The organism is Pimelobacter sp. 30-1 (assembly GCF_018831735.1).
In the GTDB taxonomy this organism is placed as follows: Bacteria; Actinomycetota; Actinomycetes; order Propionibacteriales; family Nocardioidaceae; genus Nocardioides.
This window is the reverse complement of sequence record NZ_NHTS01000001.1, coordinates 617,958-639,412: the sequence shown is the minus strand read 5'-3', so window position 1 is coordinate 639,412 and position 21,455 is coordinate 617,958. Positions and strand designations below refer to the sequence as shown.

The 21,455-nt window shown below is 72.5% G+C and carries 24 protein-coding genes; 13 read left to right on the top strand and 11 right to left on the bottom strand.

Annotated elements, in window-relative coordinates:
* Positions 1–57 precede the first annotated feature (57 nt).
* Complete coding sequence (locus tag CCO04_RS03020; RefSeq protein WP_215812602.1) at positions 58–1,581, top strand: aldehyde dehydrogenase family protein; 1,524 nt, start codon at positions 58–60, stop codon at positions 1,579–1,581.
* Positions 1,581–1,946 carry a DUF779 domain-containing protein gene (locus CCO04_RS03015; protein ID WP_215812601.1) on the top strand — a complete coding sequence of 122 codons (366 nt, stop codon included), beginning with the start codon at positions 1,581–1,583 and terminating at the stop codon, positions 1,944–1,946. The genes CCO04_RS03020 and CCO04_RS03015 overlap by 1 nt, the downstream gene beginning before the upstream one ends.
* On the opposite strand, the gene CCO04_RS03010 is transcribed toward CCO04_RS03015, so the two are convergent.
* From CCO04_RS03010 to CCO04_RS03000, 3 genes are read right to left on the bottom strand one after another with little or no spacing between them, the layout of a single operon-like run.
* A complete protein-coding gene (locus CCO04_RS03010; protein ID WP_215812600.1) occupies positions 1,897–2,517 on the bottom strand; it encodes a TIGR03086 family metal-binding protein in 621 nt (206 codons plus the stop codon). The genes CCO04_RS03015 and CCO04_RS03010 overlap by 50 nt on opposite strands.
* Complete coding sequence (locus CCO04_RS03005) at positions 2,514–2,945, bottom strand: nucleoside deaminase (protein WP_215812599.1); 432 nt, start codon at positions 2,943–2,945, stop codon at positions 2,514–2,516. Before CCO04_RS03005 ends, CCO04_RS03010 begins: the two co-directional genes overlap by 4 nt.
* Before the next feature lie 20 nt (positions 2,946–2,965).
* Positions 2,966–3,448, bottom strand: a complete 483-nt coding sequence (locus tag CCO04_RS03000) for a tRNA adenosine deaminase-associated protein (protein ID WP_215812598.1) — start codon at positions 3,446–3,448, stop codon at positions 2,966–2,968.
* Between the two features lie 70 nt (positions 3,449–3,518).
* On the opposite strand from CCO04_RS03000, the gene upp reads away from it, so the two are divergent.
* From upp to pntB, 3 genes are all read left to right on the top strand, one after another.
* Positions 3,519–4,163 (top strand): uracil phosphoribosyltransferase, encoded by a 645-nt coding sequence (upp, locus tag CCO04_RS02995; RefSeq protein ID WP_215812597.1) that lies wholly within the window; start codon positions 3,519–3,521, stop codon positions 4,161–4,163.
* Positions 4,164–4,293: 130 nt separating this feature from the next.
* Entirely contained in the window at positions 4,294–5,829 is a 1,536-nt protein-coding gene (locus tag CCO04_RS02990; RefSeq protein ID WP_215812596.1) for a Re/Si-specific NAD(P)(+) transhydrogenase subunit alpha, read from the top strand.
* A 2-nt stretch (positions 5,830–5,831) separates the two neighbouring features.
* Positions 5,832–7,256 (top strand): Re/Si-specific NAD(P)(+) transhydrogenase subunit beta, encoded by a 1,425-nt coding sequence (gene pntB / locus CCO04_RS02985; RefSeq protein ID WP_215812595.1) that lies wholly within the window; start codon positions 5,832–5,834, stop codon positions 7,254–7,256.
* Between the two features lie 382 nt (positions 7,257–7,638).
* On the opposite strand, the gene thpR is transcribed toward pntB, so the two are convergent.
* Genes thpR through mftR form a run of 3 tightly spaced genes read right to left on the bottom strand, consistent with a single transcriptional unit; the run spans position 7,639 to position 9,597 of the window.
* Positions 7,639–8,190 (bottom strand): RNA 2',3'-cyclic phosphodiesterase, encoded by a 552-nt coding sequence (gene thpR / locus CCO04_RS02980; RefSeq protein ID WP_215812594.1) that lies wholly within the window; start codon positions 8,188–8,190, stop codon positions 7,639–7,641.
* Between the two features lie 13 nt (positions 8,191–8,203).
* Positions 8,204–8,950: a VIT family protein gene (locus tag CCO04_RS02975; RefSeq protein ID WP_215812593.1), complete on the bottom strand. Its 747-nt coding sequence runs from the start codon at positions 8,948–8,950 to the stop codon at positions 8,204–8,206.
* Positions 8,947–9,597 (bottom strand): mycofactocin system transcriptional regulator, encoded by a 651-nt coding sequence (gene mftR / locus CCO04_RS02970; RefSeq protein WP_215812592.1) that lies wholly within the window; start codon positions 9,595–9,597, stop codon positions 8,947–8,949. The genes CCO04_RS02975 and mftR overlap by 4 nt, the downstream gene beginning before the upstream one ends.
* Before the next feature lie 92 nt (positions 9,598–9,689).
* On the opposite strand from mftR, the gene mftA reads away from it, so the two are divergent.
* The 8 genes from mftA to CCO04_RS02930 are packed head-to-tail and all read left to right on the top strand — an operon-like array spanning position 9,690 to position 15,793.
* On the top strand, positions 9,690–9,779 hold the full coding sequence (gene mftA, locus CCO04_RS02965) for a mycofactocin precursor MftA (protein WP_075018440.1): 90 nt from the start codon (positions 9,690–9,692) through the stop codon (positions 9,777–9,779).
* Positions 9,779–10,078: a mycofactocin biosynthesis chaperone MftB gene (gene mftB / locus CCO04_RS02960; protein WP_252372600.1), complete on the top strand. Its 300-nt coding sequence runs from the start codon at positions 9,779–9,781 to the stop codon at positions 10,076–10,078. The genes mftA and mftB overlap by 1 nt, the downstream gene beginning before the upstream one ends.
* Positions 10,075–11,292 carry a mycofactocin radical SAM maturase gene (gene mftC, locus CCO04_RS02955; protein ID WP_215812591.1) on the top strand — a complete coding sequence of 406 codons (1,218 nt, stop codon included), beginning with the start codon at positions 10,075–10,077 and terminating at the stop codon, positions 11,290–11,292. The genes mftB and mftC overlap by 4 nt, the downstream gene beginning before the upstream one ends.
* Before the next feature lie 13 nt (positions 11,293–11,305).
* The gene (gene mftD / locus CCO04_RS02950) at positions 11,306–12,547 is read left to right on the top strand and encodes a pre-mycofactocin synthase MftD (protein ID WP_215812590.1); all 1,242 of its coding nucleotides are present in this window, start codon (positions 11,306–11,308) and stop codon (positions 12,545–12,547) included.
* 2 nt (positions 12,548–12,549) lie between these two features.
* Positions 12,550–13,230, top strand: coding sequence for a mycofactocin biosynthesis peptidyl-dipeptidase MftE (gene mftE / locus CCO04_RS02945; protein WP_215812589.1), 681 nt, complete (start codon positions 12,550–12,552; stop codon positions 13,228–13,230).
* The gene (locus CCO04_RS02940; protein ID WP_215812588.1) at positions 13,230–13,997 is read left to right on the top strand and encodes a mycofactocin-coupled SDR family oxidoreductase; all 768 of its coding nucleotides are present in this window, start codon (positions 13,230–13,232) and stop codon (positions 13,995–13,997) included. Before mftE ends, CCO04_RS02940 begins: the two co-directional genes overlap by 1 nt.
* Positions 13,994–15,370: a mycofactocin biosynthesis glycosyltransferase MftF gene (gene mftF / locus CCO04_RS02935; protein WP_308281108.1), complete on the top strand. Its 1,377-nt coding sequence runs from the start codon at positions 13,994–13,996 to the stop codon at positions 15,368–15,370. Before CCO04_RS02940 ends, mftF begins: the two co-directional genes overlap by 4 nt.
* Positions 15,371–15,397: 27 nt before the next feature.
* Complete coding sequence (locus CCO04_RS02930) at positions 15,398–15,793, top strand: RidA family protein (RefSeq protein WP_215812587.1); 396 nt, start codon at positions 15,398–15,400, stop codon at positions 15,791–15,793.
* Here the strand turns inward: CCO04_RS02930 and CCO04_RS02925 are convergent.
* The 5 genes from CCO04_RS02925 to CCO04_RS02905 all read right to left on the bottom strand — a co-directional run bounded on the left by CCO04_RS02925 (position 15,790) and on the right by CCO04_RS02905 (position 21,379).
* The gene (locus CCO04_RS02925) at positions 15,790–16,164 is read right to left on the bottom strand and encodes a cupin domain-containing protein (protein ID WP_215812586.1); all 375 of its coding nucleotides are present in this window, start codon (positions 16,162–16,164) and stop codon (positions 15,790–15,792) included. The genes CCO04_RS02930 and CCO04_RS02925 overlap by 4 nt on opposite strands.
* Positions 16,161–16,925: an aldolase/citrate lyase family protein gene (locus CCO04_RS02920; protein ID WP_215812585.1), complete on the bottom strand. Its 765-nt coding sequence runs from the start codon at positions 16,923–16,925 to the stop codon at positions 16,161–16,163. Before CCO04_RS02920 ends, CCO04_RS02925 begins: the two co-directional genes overlap by 4 nt.
* Positions 16,922–18,082, bottom strand: a complete 1,161-nt coding sequence (locus CCO04_RS02915) for an amidohydrolase family protein (RefSeq protein ID WP_215812584.1) — start codon at positions 18,080–18,082, stop codon at positions 16,922–16,924. Before CCO04_RS02915 ends, CCO04_RS02920 begins: the two co-directional genes overlap by 4 nt.
* Before the next feature lie 58 nt (positions 18,083–18,140).
* A complete protein-coding gene (locus CCO04_RS02910; RefSeq protein WP_215812583.1) occupies positions 18,141–18,956 on the bottom strand; it encodes a fumarylacetoacetate hydrolase family protein in 816 nt (271 codons plus the stop codon).
* Positions 18,957–19,153: 197 nt separating this feature from the next.
* A complete protein-coding gene (locus tag CCO04_RS02905) occupies positions 19,154–21,379 on the bottom strand; it encodes a cytochrome P450 (protein WP_215812582.1) in 2,226 nt (741 codons plus the stop codon).
* Positions 21,380–21,455 lie beyond the last annotated feature (76 nt).

Sequence of the window (21,455 nt, the reverse complement as noted above, 5' to 3'; positions counted from 1 at the left end):
TAGCGTCGTGACCGCCGTCACAACGACGGCGTTCCGACGACACACTGGAGCACCCACATGACCGTCTACGCAGCACCCGGCCAGCCCGACTCGCTGGTCACCGTCGCGCCCCGCTACGGCCACTTCATCGGCGGCCAGTGGGTCGACCCGATCCGGGGCGACTACTTCGAGAACATCTCGCCGGTCAACGGCAAGCCGTTCACCGAGATCGCCCGCGGCACGGCCGAGGACGTCGAGGCGGCGCTCGACGCGGCGCACGCGGCGGCGCCGGCGTGGGGAAGGACCTCGACGACCGAGCGGTCCAACATCCTGCTCAAGATCGCCGACGTGATGGAGGCGAACCTGACCGCCATCGCCGTCGCGGAGACCTGGGAGAACGGCAAGCCGGTGCGCGAGACGCTCGCCGCCGACATCCCGCTAGCGATCGACCACTTCCGCTACTTCGCGGGCGCGCTGCGGGCCCAGGAGGGCTCCATCGGTGAGATCGACGAGAACACGATCGCCTACCACTTCCACGAGCCGCTGGGCGTGGTCGGCCAGATCATCCCGTGGAACTTCCCGATCCTGATGGCGGTCTGGAAGCTCGCGCCCGCCCTGGCCGCCGGCAACGCCGTCGTCCTCAAGCCCGCCGAGCAGACGCCGTGGTCGATCCTCAAGCTGGTCGAGCTCGTCGGGGACCTGCTGCCGGCCGGCGTGCTCAACATCGTCAACGGCTTCGGCGTCGAGGCGGGCAAGCCGCTGGCGTCGTCCCCGCGCGTGGCCAAGGTGGCGTTCACCGGCGAGACCACGACCGGGCGCCTGATCATGCAGTACGCCAGTCAGAACATCATCCCGGTGACGCTGGAGCTCGGCGGCAAGAGCCCGAACATCTTCTTCGAGTCGGTCGCCAGCGACCGCGACGCCTTCTACGACAAGTCGCTCGAGGGCTTCGCGATGTTCGCGCTCAACCAGGGCGAGGTCTGCACCTGCCCGAGCCGCGCGCTGGTGCAGCGCAGCATCTACTCCGACTTCGTGCACGACGCGGTCAAGCGGGTCGAGGCGATCAAGCAGGGCAACCCGCTCGACGACACCACGATGATCGGCGCGCAGGCGTCCAACGACCAGCTCGAGAAGATCCTGTCGTACATCGAGATCGGCAAGGACGAGGGCGCGAAGGTCCTCACCGGCGGCGAGCGCGCGATCCTCGACGGCGACCTCGCCGGCGGGTACTACGTGACGCCGACCGTCTTCGAGGGCGACAACTCGATGCGGATCTTCCAGGAGGAGATCTTCGGCCCGGTCGTCTCGCTCACCGGCTTCGACGACGAGGCCGACGCGCTCAAGATCGCCAACGACACGCTGTACGGCCTGGGTGCGGGCGTCTGGTCGCGCGACGGGGCGCAGGCCTTCCGCGCCGGCAAGGCGATCCAGGCGGGCCGGGTGTGGACGAACAACTACCACGCCTACCCGGCGCACGCGGCGTTCGGCGGCTACAAGCAGTCGGGCATCGGCCGCGAGAACCACAAGATGATGCTCGACCACTACCAGCAGACCAAGAACCTGCTGGTCTCGTACAGCCCGGACGCGCTCGGCTTCTTCTGATGGAGCGCGTCGCGGTCACCGGTGAGGCGGCGGAGCTCCTCCGCCGCCTCACCGAGGCGCACGGTCCGGTCATGTTCCACCAGTCCGGCGGGTGCTGCGACGGGTCGGCGCCGATGTGCTACCCCGACGGGGAGTTCCTGCTGGGCGACGCCGACGTCCACCTCGGCGACCTCGACGTCGGCCTGGACCGGCCGGTGCCGGTGTGGATGTCGCGCGCCCAGCACGAGTACTGGTCGCACACCCACCTCACCATCGACGTCGTCCCCGGCCGGGGCGCGGGCTTCTCGCTCGAGGCGCCCTACGGCGTCCGGTTCCTCATCCGCTCGCGCCTGCTGACCGACCGAGAAGTCCGAGCAGACGGGTGAGTGCGGGCGCCCCGTCCGGCACCGGTACGACGGGCCCGAACGCCGGCGCGCGCATCGCCACCGCCTCGGGGGTCGAGAACGGCTCGGCGAAGGCGAGGCACGCCGCCACGTCCTCCTCCCGTACGACGAACGGCCGGCCGAGCGCCGTCGCCAGGTCCCACCCGTGGACGACCACCTCGTCCAGCGCGACCGCGGCGGCCTCGGGCGCCGGCATCAGGAACGGCCCGGCCTGGGTCTCCCCCTCGTAGGCCGCCGGCACCGACCAGGCCGCGGCGAGGTCGGCCAGGTCCGTGTCGATCCGCGTGCGCCAGCCCGGCTCGAGGCGGGAGGCGTCGCCGCTGCCGCCCTCCTCGGCGCCCGGCACGGGCTGCTTGCGGGCCGCTCCCGCGAAGGCGATCGCCAGCCCGCCGACGTGCTCGACGAGGTCGCCGACGGTGTAGTCGGGGCAGGGCGTGGGGGCGCCGAGCTGGTCGTCGGTGACCGAGGCGACCAGGTCGCGCAGGGTCGCCGTGGCCGGGACGAAGTCGATGAGGTCCATGACGTCCTGACCGCCGCCGGGCGGCCGACTCATCGGTGCTCGGCGAAGAACCCGTCGAGCAGCGCGACCGACTCGGCCTCGAGCACCCCGGCGACCACCTCGGGGCGGTGATTGAGGCGGCGGTCCCGCACGACGTCCCAGAGGGAGCCGACGGCGCCGGCCTTGTCGTCGTACGCACCGAAGACGACGCGGTCGACCCGGGCCAGCACGGCGGCCCCGGCGCACATCGTGCACGGCTCCAGGGTCACGACCAGGGTGCAGCCGGTCAGCCGCCACTCCCCCCGGGCGCGGGCGGCCTCGCGCAGCGCGACCACCTCGGCGTGCCCGGTCGGGTCGGCGTCCCGCTCGCGGACGTTGCGGCCGGTCCCGACCACCGCACCGGACGCATCGAGCACGACCGCGCCGATCGGTACGTCGCCCGTCGCGAGCGCCGCCGACGCCTCGGCCAGCGCCGCCCGCATCGGCGCCTCCCAGGCGCGCCTCACGCCGAGGTGAGGCCGACGACGTCGTCGAAGAGGTCGCCGAAGCCGAGGCCGCGGGCGATCTCGGAGAGCATCTCGTCGGGGTAGAGCTCGTCGTCGTCGAGGATCGCCGCCAGGTCCATCGCGTCGACCCCGAGGTCGCTGAGGAGCTCGAGGTCCCCGGCCGGCTCGGGATCGTCGTCGTCGTCGACCACCGGCAGCCCGAGGTGCTCGACCACGATCGCGGCCAGCTCCCACTCGGTCGCTGCCGTGATGTCGGAGAGCATCACCCGGGTGCGCGCCCCGGCGACGCGGACCACGACGAAGAAGTCCTCGTCGACGGCGACCATGCCGACCGCACCTCCGTCACCGGGGAACCGGCGCAGCGCCGAGGCGAGCCCGTCGACGTCCGTGGCGTGGTCGGGGGTCAGCTCGGCGACCCGCCAGACGCCTTCCTCGCGGTAGGCGGCCAGCGCGAAGTCGACGGCGTCGCTTGCGGGCATGTCCTCAGCGTGACACGGGATCGGGCACAGGACCAGAGGATTTCGGCGTGGCGCCACTAGGCTGCGGCCCATGCGCACCATCGTCGTGGACCACCCGCTCGTCGCCCACAAGCTGACCGTGCTCCGGGACAAGGACACCGACTCCCCCACGTTCCGCTCGCTGGCCGACGAGCTGGTGACCCTGCTCGCCTACGAGGCGACCCGGGACGTGCGGGTCGAGCCGACCCGGATCGAGACGCCGGTGGCGCCGACGACGGGGACCCGGCTGGCGACGCCGCGCCCGCTCGTCGTACCGATCCTGCGGGCGGGGCTCGGCATGCTCGACGGCATGATGCGGCTGCTCCCGACGGCCGAGGTCGGCTTCCTGGGCATGGTGCGCAACGAGGAGACCCTCGAGGCGACGACGTACGCGGAGCGGCTGCCCGAGGACCTCTCCGGGCGCCAGTGCTACGTCGTCGACCCGATGCTCGCGACGGGCGGCACGCTCGCCGCGGCGATCCGGTTCCTCGTCGACCGGGGTGCCGACCACATCACCGCGGTCACCCTGCTCGCCGCGCCCGAGGGCTGCGCGCGCCTGGAGCAGGAGCTGGCCGACCTCGAGATCCCGGTGACCGTGGTCACCGCGGCCATGGACGAGAAGCTGAACGAGAAGGGCTACATCGTCCCGGGCCTCGGCGACGCCGGCGACCGCCTCTACGGCATCGCGGCGGGCTGAGAAGCCACACCAGTCCCGCTGGGCGCAACGGTCGCGCCCTAGATGTACGTCACACGTAAGACGCCCCCCGTAAGAGGGTGCCCTCTGTGTAGGTTGACTCGCGTTTATCCACAGAAGGGCTGGAGGCTTGATGCTCATCGGCATCCCGCGCGAGTCGAAACCGGGCGAATCCCTGGTTGCGGCGACCGCCAAGACCGTATCCCAACTGACCAACCTCGGCTACGACGTGATCGTCGAGTCGGGCGCCGGCGACCACGCCGACCAGCCCGACACCGCGTTCACCGAGGCCGGAGTGCGGGTCGGTACGACGCAGGAGGTGTGGGCCGCTGACGTCGTCGTCAAGGTCAACGCCCCCACGGACGAGGAGATCGGCCGCCTCAAGCAGGGTGCGACGATCATCTCGATGATGGCGCCGGGCCGCAGCCCGGAGCTGATCGACAAGCTCCAGGCGCAGGGCGTGACCGGCCTCGCGATGGACGCGGTCCCGCGGATCAGCCGCGCGCAGTCCATGGACGTGCTGTCCTCGATGGCCAACGTCGCGGGCTACCGCGCCGTCGTCGAGTCGGCCCACGAGTTCGGCCGGATGTTCACCGGCCAGGTCACTGCCGCGGGCAAGATCCCGCCGGCCCGCGTCTTCGTCGTCGGCGCCGGTGTCGCCGGTCTCGCCGCGATCGGTGCGGCGTCCGCGATGGGCGCCATCGTGCGCGCGTTCGACGTACGCCCCGAGGTCGCCGAGCAGGTCGAGTCGATGGGCGCGCAGTTCGTCCACGTCGACATGGAGCAGGAGGTCTCCTCCGACGGCTACGCCAAGGAGATGTCCGAGGCCCAGGTCGCCGCGACCGCCGCGATGTACGACGAGGAGGCGCGCGCCGCCGACATCGTCATCACCACCGCGCTGATCCCGGGCCGTCCCGCGCCGTCCCTGATCACCGCCGAGACCGTCGCCGGCATGCGCAACGGCTCGGTCATCGTCGACATGGCCGCCGCCAACGGCGGCAACGCCGCCGGCACGGTCACCGACCAGAAGGTCGTCACCGACAACGGCGTCACGATCCTGGGCTACACCGACCTCGCCGGCCGCCTGGCCGCGCAGACGTCGCAGCTCTACGGCACCAACATCGTCAACCTGCTCAAGCTGCTGACCCCGGAGAAGGACGGCAACCTGACGCTGGACTTCGATGACGTCGTGCAGCGCGGCATCACCGTCGTACGGGATGGCGAGTCGACCTGGCCCCCGCCGGCCGTGCAGGTCTCGGCGGCCCCGGCCGCCGCGCCCGCCGCAGCGGCCCCGGTCAAGGAGACCAAGCCGCCGATGTCGGCCGGCGCCAAGGTCGGCCTCGTGCTCGGCGCCATCGGCCTCTTCTGGCTGGTCAACGCGCTGGCGCCGACCGACGAGCTGCGCCGGCACTTCACCGTGCTGATGCTGTCGATCGTGATCGGCTACTACGTGATCGGCAAGGTCGCGCACGCCCTGCACACGCCGCTGATGTCGGTCACGAACGCCATCTCCGGCGTCGTGGTCGTCGGCGCCCTGGTCCAGGTGGCCAGTGACGACAAGCTCGTCGTCGGCCTCTCGGCCGTGGCGATCCTGCTCGCGTCGATCAACGTGTTCGGTGGCTTCGCCGTGACCCGACGCATGCTCGCGATGTTCAGCAAGGGAGCCTGACCATGGACATCAACTCCATCACCGGCGCGGCGTACATCGTCGCGGCCCTGCTGTTCATCCTGTCGCTGGCGGGCCTGTCGAAGCACGAGACCGCCAAGAACGGCCTCACCTTCGGCATCGTCGGCATGGCGGTCGCCCTGGTCGCGACCGTCGCCGGCACCATCGACGTCAGCGAGTACATCGACGGCCGCGGCCTGGTCATCGTCCTGATGCTCGCCGCCATCGCCATCGGTGCCGCGATCGGCATCTGGCGCGCCAAGATCGTCGAGATGACCGGCATGCCCGAGCTCATCGCGCTGCTGCACTCGTTCGTGGGTCTGGCCGCCGTCGCGATCGGCTGGAACGGTCACGTCCTCGGCTCGCACGACACGATGCCCAGCCTCATCAACATCCACGAGGCCGAGGTCGCGATCGGCATCTTCATCGGTGCGGTCACCTTCACCGGCTCGATCGTCGCCAACCTCAAGCTGTCGGCGAAGATGAAGTCCGCCCCGCTCATGCTCCCGGGCAAGAACTTCATCAACATCGGCTCGCTCGTGCTGTTCGCCATCCTGACGGCCGTCTACGTCGCGATGGACACCCACGACGACACCGGCGCGACCATCCTGCTGGCCGTCATCACGCTCCTGGCCCTGGCCCTCGGCTGGCACCTCGTCGCCTCCATCGGCGGCGGCGACATGCCGGTCGTGGTCTCGATGCTCAACTCGTACTCCGGTTGGGCCGCGGCCGCCTCGGGCTTCCTGCTCGGCAACGACCTGCTCATCGTGACCGGTGCGCTCGTCGGCTCCTCCGGTGCGTACCTGTCGTACATCATGTGCAAGGCGATGAACCGCTCGTTCATCTCGGTCATCGCCGGCGGCTTCGGCATCGAGGCCGGCCCCGCCGAGGACAAGGACTACGGCGAGCACCGCGAGATCCAGGCCGACGCCGCCGCCGAGCTCCTCGCCAACGCCTCGTCGGTCGTCATCACGCCCGGCTACGGCATGGCCGTCGCGCAGGCGCAGTACCCCGTCGCGGACCTCACCGCCAAGCTCCGCGCCAAGGGCGTCGACGTACGCTTCGGCATCCACCCCGTCGCGGGTCGCCTCCCCGGCCACATGAACGTGCTGCTGGCCGAGGCCAAGGTGCCCTACGACATCGTGCTCGAGATGGACGAGATCAACGACGACTTCCCCGAGACGGACGTCGTCCTGGTCATCGGCGCGAACGACACCGTCAACCCGTCCGCCGCCGAGGACCCCAGCTCGCCGATCGCGGGCATGCCGGTCCTCGAGGTCTGGAACGCCAAGGACGTCATCGTCTTCAAGCGCTCCATGGCCGCCGGCTACGCCGGTGTCCAGAACCCGCTGTTCTTCCGCGAGAACAGCCAGATGCTGTTCGGCGACGCGAAGGACCGGGTCGAGGACATCGTCCGCGCGCTGGACTGACCCAGCCCGCACCCACGCACCAACGCCAGGGGCCCGGATCCACCAGGATCCGGGCCCCTGGCCGTCTGCGGGACGAGGCGGCGAAGCCGACGGGTCCAGCCGGAGGTGGCGGCCGCACAGCGGCGGCGCGGGCGGAGCCCGTGCCGTTGTCGCGCCCCAAGCCGGCCGTCAGGGCCCCGCAGTCAAGGACGCCGAAGGCGCCGCGAAGCGGACCGAGCGCAGCGAGGGTCCTTGACGGCGGGAGACGGCCGGCTAAGCGCGGCCGCCACCGCAACCCAGCTCACCGGCCACCCTGCGACCTCGACCCAGGAAACCTGCACCCTCGGCGCAGCAACCCCGCGACTTCGACCCAGAAACCCCGCGACTTCGGCGGGGGCGGGTGTCAGAGCTGGATCTCGGCGAGGGTCTCGTACCGAGGCGTACGCCGAGCCCCCTCGCCCAGGTGCGACGCGACGACCGCGACGGCCCCCACCGACCACTCCGGACCCTCGTAGGTCTCCAGCAGCCGCACCCAGCTGGTCAGCTCGGTCGGCCGTCCGCCGGTCCGGGCGACGGTGACGTGGGGGCGGAAGCGCTGGCCGTCGACCTCGATGCCGGAGACGACGGCGGCGTTGCGCGCCCGTACGGCGAGCTGGGCGAAGGGGGCGGTGCCGGTGAGTCCGGTGGCGAGGATGCGGCCCTCGGCGACGTTCGGGAACACGACGGCGCCCGCGAGCTGTGCCGGTGCCGGGGTGATGTCGTCGAGGGACTCGGCGAGGCGGTCGACGTAGTCGTCGACGCGGGGCTCGGGGACGGAGGCCATGAAGGCGAGGGTGAGGTGGAGCTGCTCGGCGCGGGTCCAGCGGAAGTCGGCGGCGGCGCGGCGGGGCTCGAGGAAGGCGTCGAGGTGGTCGACGGCGTCCGGGGAGGGGATGACGGCGGTGAAGATACGCATAGGTGGAGGAACCCTAGACCTGGGTGCCGACCAGCTGGCCGATGCCGTGGGTGACGAGCATGGCGAGCAGGCCGCCGAGGACGTTGCGGGCGACGGCGCGGCCCGGGGAGCCGTAGCCGAAGCGGGCGCTGGCCCAGCCGGTCACCGCGAGGGCGAGGACGACGGCGCCGACGGTGACGCCGACCCGCAGGTCGTCGCTGACGAACAGGATCGTGAGCAGCGGGAGCAGGGCGCCGAGGGTGAAGGAGAGCATCGACGCGAGCGCGGCCATCCAGGGGTTGGTGAGGTCGTCGGGGTCGATGCCGAGCTCGACCTCGGCGTGCGCGGCGAGGGCGTCCTTGGCGGTGAGCTGCTTGGCCACCTCGAGGGCGAGGTCGGGCTCGAGGCCCTTGTCGACGTAGAGCCCGGCGAGCTCGGCGAGCTCGTCCTCGGGGTCCTCGCGCAGCTCGCGCTTCTCCTTGGCCAGGAGCGCCTCCTCGGAGTCGCGCTGGGTGCTGACCGAGACGTACTCGCCGGCGGCCATGCTCATCGCGCCGGCGGCGAGCCCGGCGACGCCGGCGATGAGGATCGCGGACCGGTCGGTGGTCGCGCCGGCCACGCCGAGCACGATGCCGGCGGTCGACACGATGCCGTCGTTGGCGCCGAGGACGCCGGCCCGCAGCCAGTTGAGCCGGTTGTTGAAGCCCTGCTCGTGGGGTTCGTCCTCGTGGGGGCCGAGCTCCTCCCCCTCAGGACCGGTCTCGGTCGTCGCGCCGCTCACCCGCCCATGATCCCCTGCGGGAGGCCCTCTCCGCGACCGCCTTGACCCGGTACGACGCCCAGGTGGTCGCGCAGCGCGGCCATCGAGCGGTCGAGCAGGTCCTCCAGCTCGGCGTCCTCGTCCCCCAGCCACGCCTCGTACGCCGTCATGGCGAGCGCGAGCGAGACGTGCGCGACGAGCTGGGGACGCAGGTCGCCCGGCGCCTCGCCGGTGCGCTCGGCGACGTAGTCGGCGATGACCGCGCGCCAGTCGGCGTAGCGCAGCACCGAGTGCGCCTCGAGCTCGGGCGTGGTGAGGATCAGGCGCATCCGGTCGCGGTGGCTGGGCCGGGCGTCGCCGGGGAACCTGTTGAACGCGACGACGGCGCGGTGCACCGCCTCGTGCAGCGGCAGGTCGTGCGGCTGGGCGGCGAGCAGCTCGCGGAACCCGGCGAGGGTCAGGTCGAAGCGGCCCCAGGGGATGTCGTTCTTGGACTCGAAGTACCGGAACAGCGTGCGCCGGCCGACGCCGGTCGCCCGGGCGATGTCGTCGAGCGTGGTCGAGGCGAAGCCGCGCTCGGTGAAGAGCGTGAAGGCGGCCTGCTCGATCGCGGCGTGACTGGTCGCGACGGGGCGGCCCCGTGCGGACGTCCGCGCTGCTTCGACCATGGCGCCGCAAGTTAGCACGGCGCGAGGCTTCCTTTTTGACCACGAGTGCCATTAGTGTGTCCGGCACCACAGGTCAACCAAGGAGGTGTGCCATGAACCCCGAGAACGAGCACCAGGACGAGCTCGTCGCCGAGGACCTCATCGAGGAGGTCTCGATCGACGGCATGTGCGGCGTCTACTGATGGACGCCCTGCTGGGAGAGCCGTGGACGCTCTCGCCGTCGGTCGCGCTGCGCCCCGAGCCCTTCGGCGCGCTCGCCTACCACTTCGGCAACCGCAAGCTGACGTTCCTCAAGCGACCCGAGCTGGTCGCGGTGGTCCGCGGTCTCGCCGCGGCGCCCGACGTACGGACCGCCCTGGAGAACGCGGGTGTCCCGGCCTCCCAGCACGCCACCTATGCGGCCGCCCTGCGCGGGCTGGCCGCGACCGACATGATCCGCCCGCGCCCCGTCGGCGCGATCGCCGAGGAGAAGAGCGCATGACCCTCGCCCCCGAGCGGCCCCAGACCGGCACCCTGGTCCAGCAGTTCGAGTACGGCCTCGACGCCCCGATCTGCCTCACCTGGGAGCTCACCTACGCCTGCAACCTGGAGTGCGCGCACTGCCTGTCGAGCAGCGGCCGGCGCGACCCGCGCGAGCTGAGCACCGAGCAGTGCAAGGCCGTCATCGACGAGCTCCAGCGGATGCAGGTCTTCTACGTCAACATCGGCGGCGGCGAGCCGACGATCCGCCCGGACTTCTGGGAGCTCCTGGAGTACGCCGTCGACCACCAGGTCGGCGTGAAGTTCTCCACCAACGGCGTCCGGATCACCCCCGAGCGCGCCCGCTTCCTGGCGAGCACCGACTACGTCGACGTGCAGATCTCCCTCGACGGCGCGACCGCCGAGGTCAACGACTACGTGCGCGGCCCGGGCTCCTACGACACCGCCCTGCGCGCCCTGCAGAACCTGCAGGACGCCGGCTTCCAGGACGCCAAGATCAGCGTCGTCTGCACCCGCCAGAACATCGGCCAGCTCGACGAGTTCAAGGCCCTCGCCGACCAGTACGGCGCCACGCTGCGCCTGACCCGGCTGCGCCCCAGCGGCCGCGGCGCCGACGTCTGGGACGAGCTGCACCCCCTCCCCGAGCAGCAGCGCGAGCTCTACGACTGGCTGATGGCGCACACCGCCGACGGCGAGCAGGTGCTGACCGGCGACTCGTTCTTCCACCTCGCGGCGTTCGGCGAGTCCCTGCCGGGCCTCAACCTGTGCGGCGCGGGGCGCGTGGTCTGCCTGATCGACCCGGTCGGCGACGTCTACGCCTGCCCGTTCGCGATCCACGACAACTTCCTGGCCGGCAACCTGCTCGACGGCGGCTTCCAGCAGGTCTGGCAGACCTCGCCGCTGTTCCAGGAGCTGCGCTCCCCCCAGACCGGCGGGGCGTGCGCGAAGTGCCAGTTCTACGACTCGTGCCGCGGCGGCTGCATGGCCGCGAAGTTCTTCACCGGGCTCCCGCTCGACGGCCCCGACCCCGAGTGCGTCCAGGGGTACGGCGAGCAGGCGCTCGCCGGCGACCGGGTGATCCCGCCCGCGAGCCAGGACCACTCCAAGACCAACCCCACGCGCAACCAGCCGGTGATGCTCACGCTGCTCACCCGCCCGCCGGTCTCCGACTGCGCGGAGAGCCCGCTCGCCGGCTTCGTCCCCGACCAGACCTGAGGAATCCCGCACCATGAAGATCGAGAACCCCTGGAAGCAGAACCCCTGGTTCGAGTCCGTCGCCGTCGCCCAGGAGCGGGCGCGCAAGCACCTCCCCCAGCCCGTGTACGGCGCCCTGGTGGCCGGTTCCGAGCGCGGCCAGAGCGTGAGCGACAACCAGGCCGCGTTCGCCGAGCTCGGCCTCGCCCCGCACGTCGTGGGCCAGCTCCCCGAGCGCAGCCAGGCGACGACGGTCTTCGGCCACACCCTCGGCAGCCCGGTGATCATCAGCCCGACCGGCGTCCAGGCGGTGCACCCCGACGGCGAGGTCGCCGTGGCCCGCGCGGCCGCCGCCCGCGGCACGATCATGGGTCTGTCGAACTTCGCCTCCAAGAGCGTCGAGGAGGTCACCGCGACCGGCGCGACGACGTTCTTCCAGATGTACTGGACCGGCGAGCGCGACACGATGATCCAGCGGATGACCCGCGCCCACGACGCCGGCGCGAAGGGTCTGATCGCCACGCTGGACTGGTCGTTCTCGATGGGACGCGACTGGGGCAGCCCCGAGATCCCCGAGAAGGTCGACCTCAAGGCGATGATCCGGCTCGCGCCCAAGGTCGCGACCAAGGGCCGCTGGATGTGGCAGTTCGGCCAGCAGTTCCGCCAGACCGGCAAGCTCCCCGACCTGACCGCGCCCAACCTGGCTCCTCCGGGCGGCGAGGCGCCGACGTTCTTCGGCGCCTACTACGAGTGGATGACCACGCCGCCGCCCTCGTGGGAGGACGTCGTGTGGATGCGTGAGACCTGGGCCCAGATCAGCGGTACGCCGTTCGTACTCAAGGGCGTGTGCCGCGTCGACGACGCGCTGCGGGCCGTCGACGCCGGTGTCGCGGGCATCTCGGTCTCCAACCACGGCGGCAACAACCTCGACGGTACGCCGGCCGCGATCCGGATGGTCCGCCCGATCGCCGAGGCGGTCGGCGACCAGATCGACGTCGTCATGGACGGCGGCGTGCGGCGCGGCTCCGACGTGGTCAAGGCGCTCGCCCTGGGCGCCAAGGCCGTGCTCATCGGCCGCGCGTACCTGTGGGGCCTCGCGGCCAACGGCCAGGCCGGCGTCGAGAACGTCCTCGACGTGCTCTCCGGCGGCGTCGACTCCGCGCTGCGCGGGCTCGCGCTCTCCTCGACGAGCGAGCTGCGGCCCGAGCACCTGCTGATCCCCGAGGGCTTCGACCGCGCGCTCGGGGTGCCCGAGCCGGCGACCGCGAGGCCGTGACCATGGAGCGGGCGCTGGCGGCAGCCACCTCCCCCGGCCTCCCGGCCGGGGCGACGGTGCTCGTCCCGGTCGGCTCGATCGAGCAGCACGGGCCGCACCTGCCGCTCGACACCGACACGGTCATCGCGACCGCGGTGGCGACCGAGGCGGCCCGACTGCTGGCGCTGCGTGACCATGACGTGCTGGTCGCGCCGGCACTGTCGTACGGCTCCAGCGGCGAGCACCAGGACTTCGCCGGGACCAGCTCGATCGGGACCGACGTGCTGCACCAGGTCGTCGTCGAGCTCACCCGCTCGATGCGGACCTGGGCCGCGCGGGTCGTGCTCGTCAACGCCCACGGCGGCAACCTGACCGCCCTGCGCGGCGCCGTCCGGCAGCTCACCGACGAGGGCCACGACGTGTCCTGGGTGGCCTGCGCGACCGAGGACGTCGACCTGCACGCCGGGCGGACCGAGACCTCGTTGATGCTGCACCTCGCGCCGTGGAACGTCCGCGTCGACCGTGCCGAGGCCGGCAACACCGGCACCATCGAGGAGCTGCTGCCCGCGATGATCGCCGGCGGCGTCAAGGCGGTCTCGCCCAACGGCGTGCTCGGCGATCCCGCGGGGGCGAGCGCCGAGGAGGGCGCCGTCGTCCTGGCCTCGATGGTCGGCGACGTGGTCCGCGCGGTGGGCGGAGCCTGATGGACGGCCGGGTCGGCCGGGTCGTCCTGGTCACCGGTGCCGCCCGCGGGATCGGCGCGGCCACCGTGCGCGCGCTCCTCGCGCGCGGCGACCGGGTGGTCGCGGTCGACGAGCTGCCGCTCGACGACGGTCACGACGGCCACGACGGCCACGCGGACCACGCCGGCGTCATCGGCTGCGTCGCCGACGTCCGCGACCGGGCCGCGCTGGCCGGAGCCGTCGACCTCGCGCTCGACCGCTGGGGCCGGCTCGACGCCGCCGTCGCCGCCGCGGCGGTCGTGGCCGGTGGCCGCCCCCTGTGGGAGACCTCCGAGGCCGACCTCGACCTGCTCTGGGACGTCGACGTCAAGGGCGTGTGGAACACCGCCGCCGTCGCGGTCCCGGCGATGCTCGCCGGTCCGGACCCGTCGGGCGGCCGGTTCGTCGCGGTCGCCTCCGCGGCCGGGCACCACGGGCTGCACCACCTGGCGGCGTACAACGCGGCGAAGCACGCCGTCGTCGGCCTGACCAAGGGCCTCGCCGCCGACCTGGTCGGTACCGGCGTCACCGCGTGCGCGGTCTCCCCGGGCTCGACACGGACACCGATGCTCGACGCGACCGCGGCGCTCTACGGCCTGTCCGACGTCGAGGAGTTCGCCGGCAACCAGCTGCTGCGGCGGCTGCTCGACCCGGCCGAGGTCGCCGCCGTGATCGCGTTCTGCTGCTCGGTCGAGGGCGCGGCGGTCAACGGCTCGGTCGTCCACGCCGACGGCGGGTTCGCGCCGTGAGCGACGCGCTGCCCGACGGGTTCGCGGTCCGGCTGCGCGCCGACGTCGAGCGCGCGGACGGCGGCGACCTGCTCGTGGGCGGCTCTCCGCTGCGGGCGCTGCGGCTGACGCCACGCGCCCGGTCCCTGATGGACGGCGACGACCTGCGCGTGCGCGACCGGGCAAGCGGACTGGTCGCGCGGCGGCTCCTCGACGGCAACCTCGCCGATCCCGTCCTCACCGGCCCGGGCCTCGACCCGGGGCTGCTCACCGTCGTCGTCCCCGTGCGCGACCGTCCCGAGCAGCTCGACCGCGCTCTCGCCGCGGTCACGCCCCTGGCCACGATCGTCGTCGACGACGCCTCCCGCGACCCCGAGGCGGTCGCCCGGGTGGCTGCGGCGCACGGCGCCTCCGTCGTCCCGCTCGACGTCAACGTGGGCCCGGCCGGAGCCCGGAACGCCGGTCTGGCGCGGGTCCGCACCCCCTATGTCGCCTTCGTCGACTCCGACGTCACCGTCGACGCCGCCACGCTGCGCCGGCTGGCCCGGCACTTCGAGGACCCCGCCGTCACCCTCGCCGGCCCACGGATCACCGGCCGGGCGCGGAGCGCACGCCCCCGCTGGTTCGAGCGGTACGACGAGCAGGCCTCGTCGCTCAGCCTCGGCACCCGCGCGTGCGCGGTCCGCCCCGGAGCCGCCGTCGGCTGGCTGCCGAGCGCCTGCCTGGTCGCCCGGACCGACGCGATCCGTCCCGGCTTCGACGCCGCGATGCGCGTCGGCGAGGACGTCGACCTGGTCTGGCGCACCGTCGCCGCGGGCGGGGTGGTGCGCTACGACCCCGACGAGGTGGCCGCGCACGACGTACGGCCAGGGATGGGCGGCTGGCTCGGCCGCAAGTTCGTCTACGGGACCGGCGGCGCTCCGCTCGCCGCCCGCCACGGCGACCGGATCGCGCCCGCCGTGCTCTCCCTGCCGATGGCCGGCGCGGCGGCGGCCCTGCTCGCGCGGCGCCGCTGGTCGGCCCCCGTGGTGGCGGCCGGGCTCGCGACCGGGCTCGTCTCGGTCGAGCGCCGGCTCCCCGTGGAATCCGGACGACACCGCCTGGCGGCCGGACTGGTGGCCCGCGGCTTCGGCTGGGCGGTCCGCCAGGAGTCCGCGCTGCTGCTGCGGCACTGGTGGCCGCTGACGGTGGCCCTGGCCCTGCCGAGCCGCACCGTACGGCGCATGGTCGCGACGGCGCTCGTCGTCGACGCCGTCGTCGCGCGGGTGGAGCACCCCGGTGCGCCGTACGGGCTGGTGGCGCGGCGGCTCGACGACCTCGCCTACGGCGCGGGCCTGTGGGCCGGCGCGCTGCGGGCCCGGTCGGTCCGGGCGCTGCTGCCGCGGCGCCCCTGAGACCGCGGGGCCGGTAAGAATGGCGGCATGACCGACCACCTCGTACGTCCGGAGGGACTGCCGCCCAGCAACGGCTACAGCCACGTCACCGTGGCCGGCCCGGGACGGGTCGTCCACGTCTCGGGTCAGGTGCCGGCCCGGACCGACGGCACCGTCGTCGACCCCGCCGACGTGACGGCCCAGGCGGAGCAGGTGTTCGAGCACCTGCAGACCGCCCTGGCCGCCGCGGGGGCGGGCTGGGGCGACGTGGTGAAGATGGGCTACTTCCTCACCGACCTCGCCGACCTGCCCGCCGTCCGGGCGGTGCGCGACCGGTACCTCGACCCGGACCGGCTGCCCGCCAGCTCGCTGGTGCAGGTGGCGGGGCTGGTCCACCCGGACTTCCGGGTGGAGATCGACGCCGTGGCGGTCGTGGAGGGCTAGACGGGGAGCTCGAGCTTCTCGAGCAGGTCCGCGCGCGGCGGCACGAAGTAGTCGATGTTCACGCACGGCCCCTCGGTGGGCTCGACGTAGTGCTCCGCACCCCGGGGGACGAGCAGGAACGAGCCCGGCCGCATGTCGTGGGCGACCCCGGCGACGTGGTAGTTGCAGCGACCCGAGGCGATGAACACCAGCTGGTCGAAGTCCTCGTGGGAGTGGGGGTTGAGCGTCATCCCCACCTCGAGCTCGTGGTGGGCGATGAGGACCTCGTCGGTCGCGAAGATCCGGCGGCGTACGCCGGGACGGATCTCGCGCTGGGGCAGGTCGTCCCAGTTGACGACCTTGCCGAAGAGCGAGGGGTTGAGCGCGGTCATGCGTCCTCCTGGGGAGTGACGGCCCGGAGGCCGTGGGCGAGCAGCTGCAGGTCCGAGCTGACGACGACGTACGACGCGGCGTCGAGCCCGAGCCGGGAGACCTCGGCGAGCGCGGGTACCCAGCCGCCGAAGGCGACGCCGGCCTCGTCGGCGGCGGCGCGGACGGCGTCGACGGCGGCCGCCAGGGCGTCCGGCGCGGGCAGGCCGAGGCTGACGGCGAGGTCGGTGGTGCCGACGAAGGCGACGTCGAGGCCGCGGACGACGTCAGCCAGGGGCTCGGCGACCGGGGTCTCGATCTGGCCGACGAGCAGCGGCGGGTCGGCGTCCTCGATGCGGAGGAACTCCGCGAGCGGGATCGCCCCGAAGGCCGCCGCGCGGTTGGCGAGGCTGACCGAGCGGGTGCCGACCGGCGCGAACCGGCAGCACTCCTGGAGCCGCTCCCGCTCGGCGACGGACTGGAGCGTCGAGAGCTGGAGTCCGGCGGCGCCGTTCTCCAGCAGGCGGGCGACGAGCGGGGCGTCGACCACCGGCAGCCGCACCAGTGCGGGAAGCCCGCAGAGGGCGGCGTGCCGGACCAGGCCGATCGCGTCCCGCTCGGTGAGCGTGGAGTGCTCCAGGTCGACCACGACGAGGTCGAGCCCGGAGCGCGCGGCCAGCTCGACGACGTCCGGGGTGGGGAGCTTGACGAAGGTGCCGGTCAGCCGGCCCTCCCCCGCCAGTCCCTCCCGGACCCGTCGCCGGAGCTGGTGCACGGTGCTCACGCCGACGCGCCACCCCGCCACGGCGTGGTCTCGACGAGCGCGCCCTTGTGCACGACGGTGGTCGGCTCGAGGCGCGGCGCGACGATCGAGTTGCCCGAGGCGTCAGGCAGGGTGACCTCGGCGGTCTCGGTGAGGACGGTGACGTTGGCCATCCCGCCGACGTCGAGGCGGCCGTAGCCCTCGCTGTCGAGGCCGAGGACCTGCGCCGGGACGATGGTCGCGCGGCGGATGCACTCGTCGAGCGGGGCGCCGAGGGCGCGCAGCTTGGAGATGCTGGTGACCAGGTCGAAGACCGGGCCGCGCCAGTTGCGAGCGCTGGTGTCCGAGCTGAGGATGTCGGGCAGGAAGCCGTCGGCGATGGCCTCGCGGGCGACGTTGAAGCTCAGGTTGCTCTTGCCGTGGGCGGAGTCGAAGAGGACGCCGCGCTCGCGCGCCGCGCTGACGCCCGGGAGCACCTTGCCGTTCTCGTCGAGGATGCCGTGCGGCTTGCCGGTGTAGCAGTGGGCGACGATGTCGCCGGCGCGCAGGTAGTCCAGGACGGCGGGGACGGGCTCCTCGGTCTCGCCGATGTGCACCATCAGCGGCAGGCCGGCCTGCTCGGCCAGGCTGACCGACTTCTTCAGCAGCGCCTGCCAGTGGTGGCCGACGACGTCCTCGGAGAGACGGATCTTGAAGCCGCGGACGATGCCCGGGTGGTTGGCGGCGGCCTCGAGCGCGTCCTCGACGACGAGGGTGTCGGGGTTGAGCAGCTCGCCGAAGCGGAAGTCGATGAGGCCGAGCACCGAGACGTTGAGGAAGTTGACGACGCGGATCTCGTTGGCGTCGACGACGACCTTGCGGAAGGCGTCGAACGTCGAGGCGCCCGCCGTACCGGCGTCGGCGACCGCGACGACACCGCGGCGCAGGTGGGCCTCGTCGGCGGGGGCGCCGACCTTCGAGACGTCCTGGAAGATGTGGCTGTGGCCCTCGACCAGGCCGGGCACGACGGTCGAGCCGGCGCAGTCGACGACCTGCGCGCCACCGGCGGCCAGGTCCGGGCCGATCGCGGCGATGGTGCCGCCGCTGATCGCGACGTCAGCACGCTCGTTGCGGCCGTTGGCCGGGTCGAGGACGGTGCCGCCCTTGAGAACGAGGTCGTACCCCTGGTTGTCGGACATCTGCTGGCTCCTAGTGAAGGTGGTGGCTGGGCCTGGGTGGAGGGAGAGGGCGTTCGGCTCAGCCGGACGACGTGCCCACGGTGGTGACGAGAGGAAGCACCGGACCGACCTCGATGCGGATCCGGTCGCCGGGGACGAGGAACCGGTCGAGGTCCTGGCCGGTCCCGGCGGGGGTGCCGGTGAGGACGACGTCGCCGGGCTCGAGCGCGGCGTACCAGGAGATCCGCGAGACCAGGTCCGGGATCGCGAAGATCATGCCGGCGCTGGTGTCGTCCTGGCGCAGCTCGTCGTTGACCCAGGTGCGGACCGGGATGGACTCGGCGTCGGCGAGCTCGTCGAGCGTGCAGACGGACGGGCCCAGCGGGTTGCAGCCGGGGAAGCTCTTCGCGAGCGTCGGAGCGGCGGTACGCCGCATCACGTCGCGCGCGGTCATGTCGTTGGCGGCGGTGATGCCGGCGACCGCGGCCCAGACGTCCTCGGGCGCGGCCCGGTGGAGCCGGCTGCCGATGATGACGGCGATCTCGCCCTCGTAGTCGAGCTGCTCGGTCGCGTCACCGGGGACGGCGACCTCCTCGTCGGGCGAGAGGAGCGCCGACGAGGCGGCCAGGTAGAGGATCGGCTCGGTCGGCAGGTCACGGCCGGCCTTGGCCGCCTTGGACCGGTAGTTCAGGCCCACGCCCCAGATCGCCCGCGGCCGGCCCAGGGGGGCGAGCAGGCGGACCTCGTCCGCCGGCACCCGCCGGGTGACGGCGCAGTCGTCGAGGCAGGCGAGCGAGCCAGTGGCCTCGACGACTGCGCCGAGATCGGGGAAGGGGCTGTCGAGGAGGGCGATCTGGTCGCCCTCGACTCGTCCGAGCCCGTGCTCAGTGGTCACCGCGTGCATGGCGGCTATCTTTTATTGCGAGACGGCATCATGTCAAGTGAAACGCATGCGAGATGGGTCGCCCCTCGCCAGCACCTGTCGAGAAGGACGGAAACCCGCCTGGGGACAGGGATTCCGGCGCATTTTCGGGCAGCACGAACACCCGGCACCGCGCCGCGGTACCGGGTGTTCGATGGGGGGTTGTGGGGTTAGAGGTCCAGCACCAGCTTGGGCGTGCAGGACCGGCTGACGCAGATCATGATCGACCGGCCGGTGGCCCGCTCGGTCTCGCTGAGCACCTCGTCACGGTGGTCCGGGGTGCCCTCGAGGACGCGCGTCTCGCAGGAGCCGCAGAAGCCCTTCTCGCAGTCGTAGGCGATGCCGGGCACGGCCTCGCGCACGGCCTCGATGAGCCGCTTGTCCACGGGGACGTCGACGGTGACGCCCGTGCGCGCGAGCTCGACCTGGAAGGGCGTGTTGCCCTCCGTCGAGGTGAGCCGCGCCTCCATCTCGTCGCTCGCCGCGAAGCGCTCGACGTGGAGGTCGCTGCGCCGGCCGAGCTCGTCGCACAGCCGCTGCACCTCGGCGATCATCGCGCCCGGACCGCAGCAGTAGATCGCGGTGCCGGGAGCGGTCGCCTCGATCGCGCCCTGGAGGTCGGGGAACCCGTGCTCGTCCTGGGGGACCAGGTCGACCCGGATGCCGGGCAGGGCGGAGAGCTCGTCGGCGAACGCCATCGTGGCGCGCGAGCGGCCGCCGTACAGGACCCGGGCGGTCTTGCCCTGGGCCGAGATCGACCGCGCCATCGCGAGCACCGGCGTGACGCCGATACCTCCGGCGACGAGCAGGTAGTCGTCGGCCGCGACGAGCGGGAAGTGGTTGCGCGGACCGCGGACGGTCAGCTCGCGCCCCGCGACCGCGACCTCGTGCAGCTCCTGGGAGCCGCCGCGCCCGTCGCGCTCGCGCAGCACCGCGATCCGGTAGCTCGCGCCGTCGTCGGGGACGCCGCACAGCGAGTACTGGCGCAGCCGGCCCGAGGGCAGGCGCACCTCGAGGTGGGCGCCGGGCTCCCAGGCGGGCAGGACGCCGCCGTCGGCCGCGCGGACCGTGACGGCGAGGACGTCCTCGGCGACCAGGTCGACGGCGTCCAGGACGACGTCGTAGGTCTCGTTGCTGCCGCGGCTGGCGGCGGTGAACTGGTCGACCTGCTCGCCGACCCGCGGGCCGGGGGTGAAGGTCGCCGGGATGACGTCCCAGCCCATGTGGTTGCCGCGCGAGGCGTAGCCGACGACGTGCTCGCGGTCGACCTTGTAGTCGGGCATCCGGGTGAGGACCTGGTGGATCATCTCCTGGAACATCGCCCGCGCCAGGTGCGCGCCCGGGCAGCGGTGCGTGCCGACGCCGAACGTCAGGTGCCGGCTGGCGTCGCGGTCGAGGCGGACCTCGTGCGGCTCGCTGAACACCTCGGGGTCGTGGTTGGCCGCGAACCAGGGGACGAGCACGCGCTCGCCGGCCTTGACCGGGCAGCCGCCGATCTCGGTGTCGGTGGTCGTCGTCCGCGACATCGCGGTGACCGAGCCGTAGCGGCGCAGGAACTCGTCGGTGCCGTCGACCAGCAGGTCGGGCGCGTCGATGAGCTGCTGGCGCATCTCGGGGTGCTCGTCGAGGTGGACGAGGACCGAGCCGGTCAGCGAGGTCGTCGTGTCGACGCCGCCGGTGATGGCGATGCCGATCACCGAGAACAGCTCCTCGTCGGTGAACGCCGAGCCGTCCGCCTTGCGCTCCTCGATGAGGCGGCTGATCACGTCGTCCTGCGGCTGCGCGCGGCGCTCGGTGATGAGCTCGGCGAGGCGCTTCTCCATGTAGGCCATGCCCTCGTACGCGCGCTGGGCGCGCTCGCTGCCCGGCTCGGAGGTGAAGACGTCGTGGATCGGGCGACCGATCCGCATCCAGTCCTCCTCGGGGAAGCCGATCCAGTCGAGGGTCACCGCGCTCGGCAGCGGGTTGGTCAGCACCTCGACCAGGTCGACGCTGCCGGACTCGATGAACTGGTCGACGATCCGCGAGGCGTGCCGCGCGATCATCGGGCGCAGCTCGTCGACGGCGGCCGGCGACAGGATCAGGTCGAGCAGCCGGCGGTACTCCACGTTGTCCGGCGGGTCCATCTCGAGCGGGTACTGCATGTTGCCGCCGAACGGACCGCTCGGGATCACGATGGCGGTGCCCTCGAGCCCGCCCGCGGCGCGCGTCGAGGAGAACTCGGCGTCGTTGCGCGCGACGTGGAAGACGTCGGCGTAGCGCGTCGTGTAGACGTAGCCGTTCTCGTGTGCGGTCGACCTGCCCACGGGACACTTCTCCCGGAAGGCCGCGTAGTAGCCGACGATGTCGTCGCGGGCCTCCGCCGAATGGTGGTCGAATTCCTCGTAGGTTGACATACCCGTCCTTCATGGCCGTACGTGTGAGCGAACTCTCAACCGAGACTAACAGCGTCTCGCAAGGCGAGTCAACGTC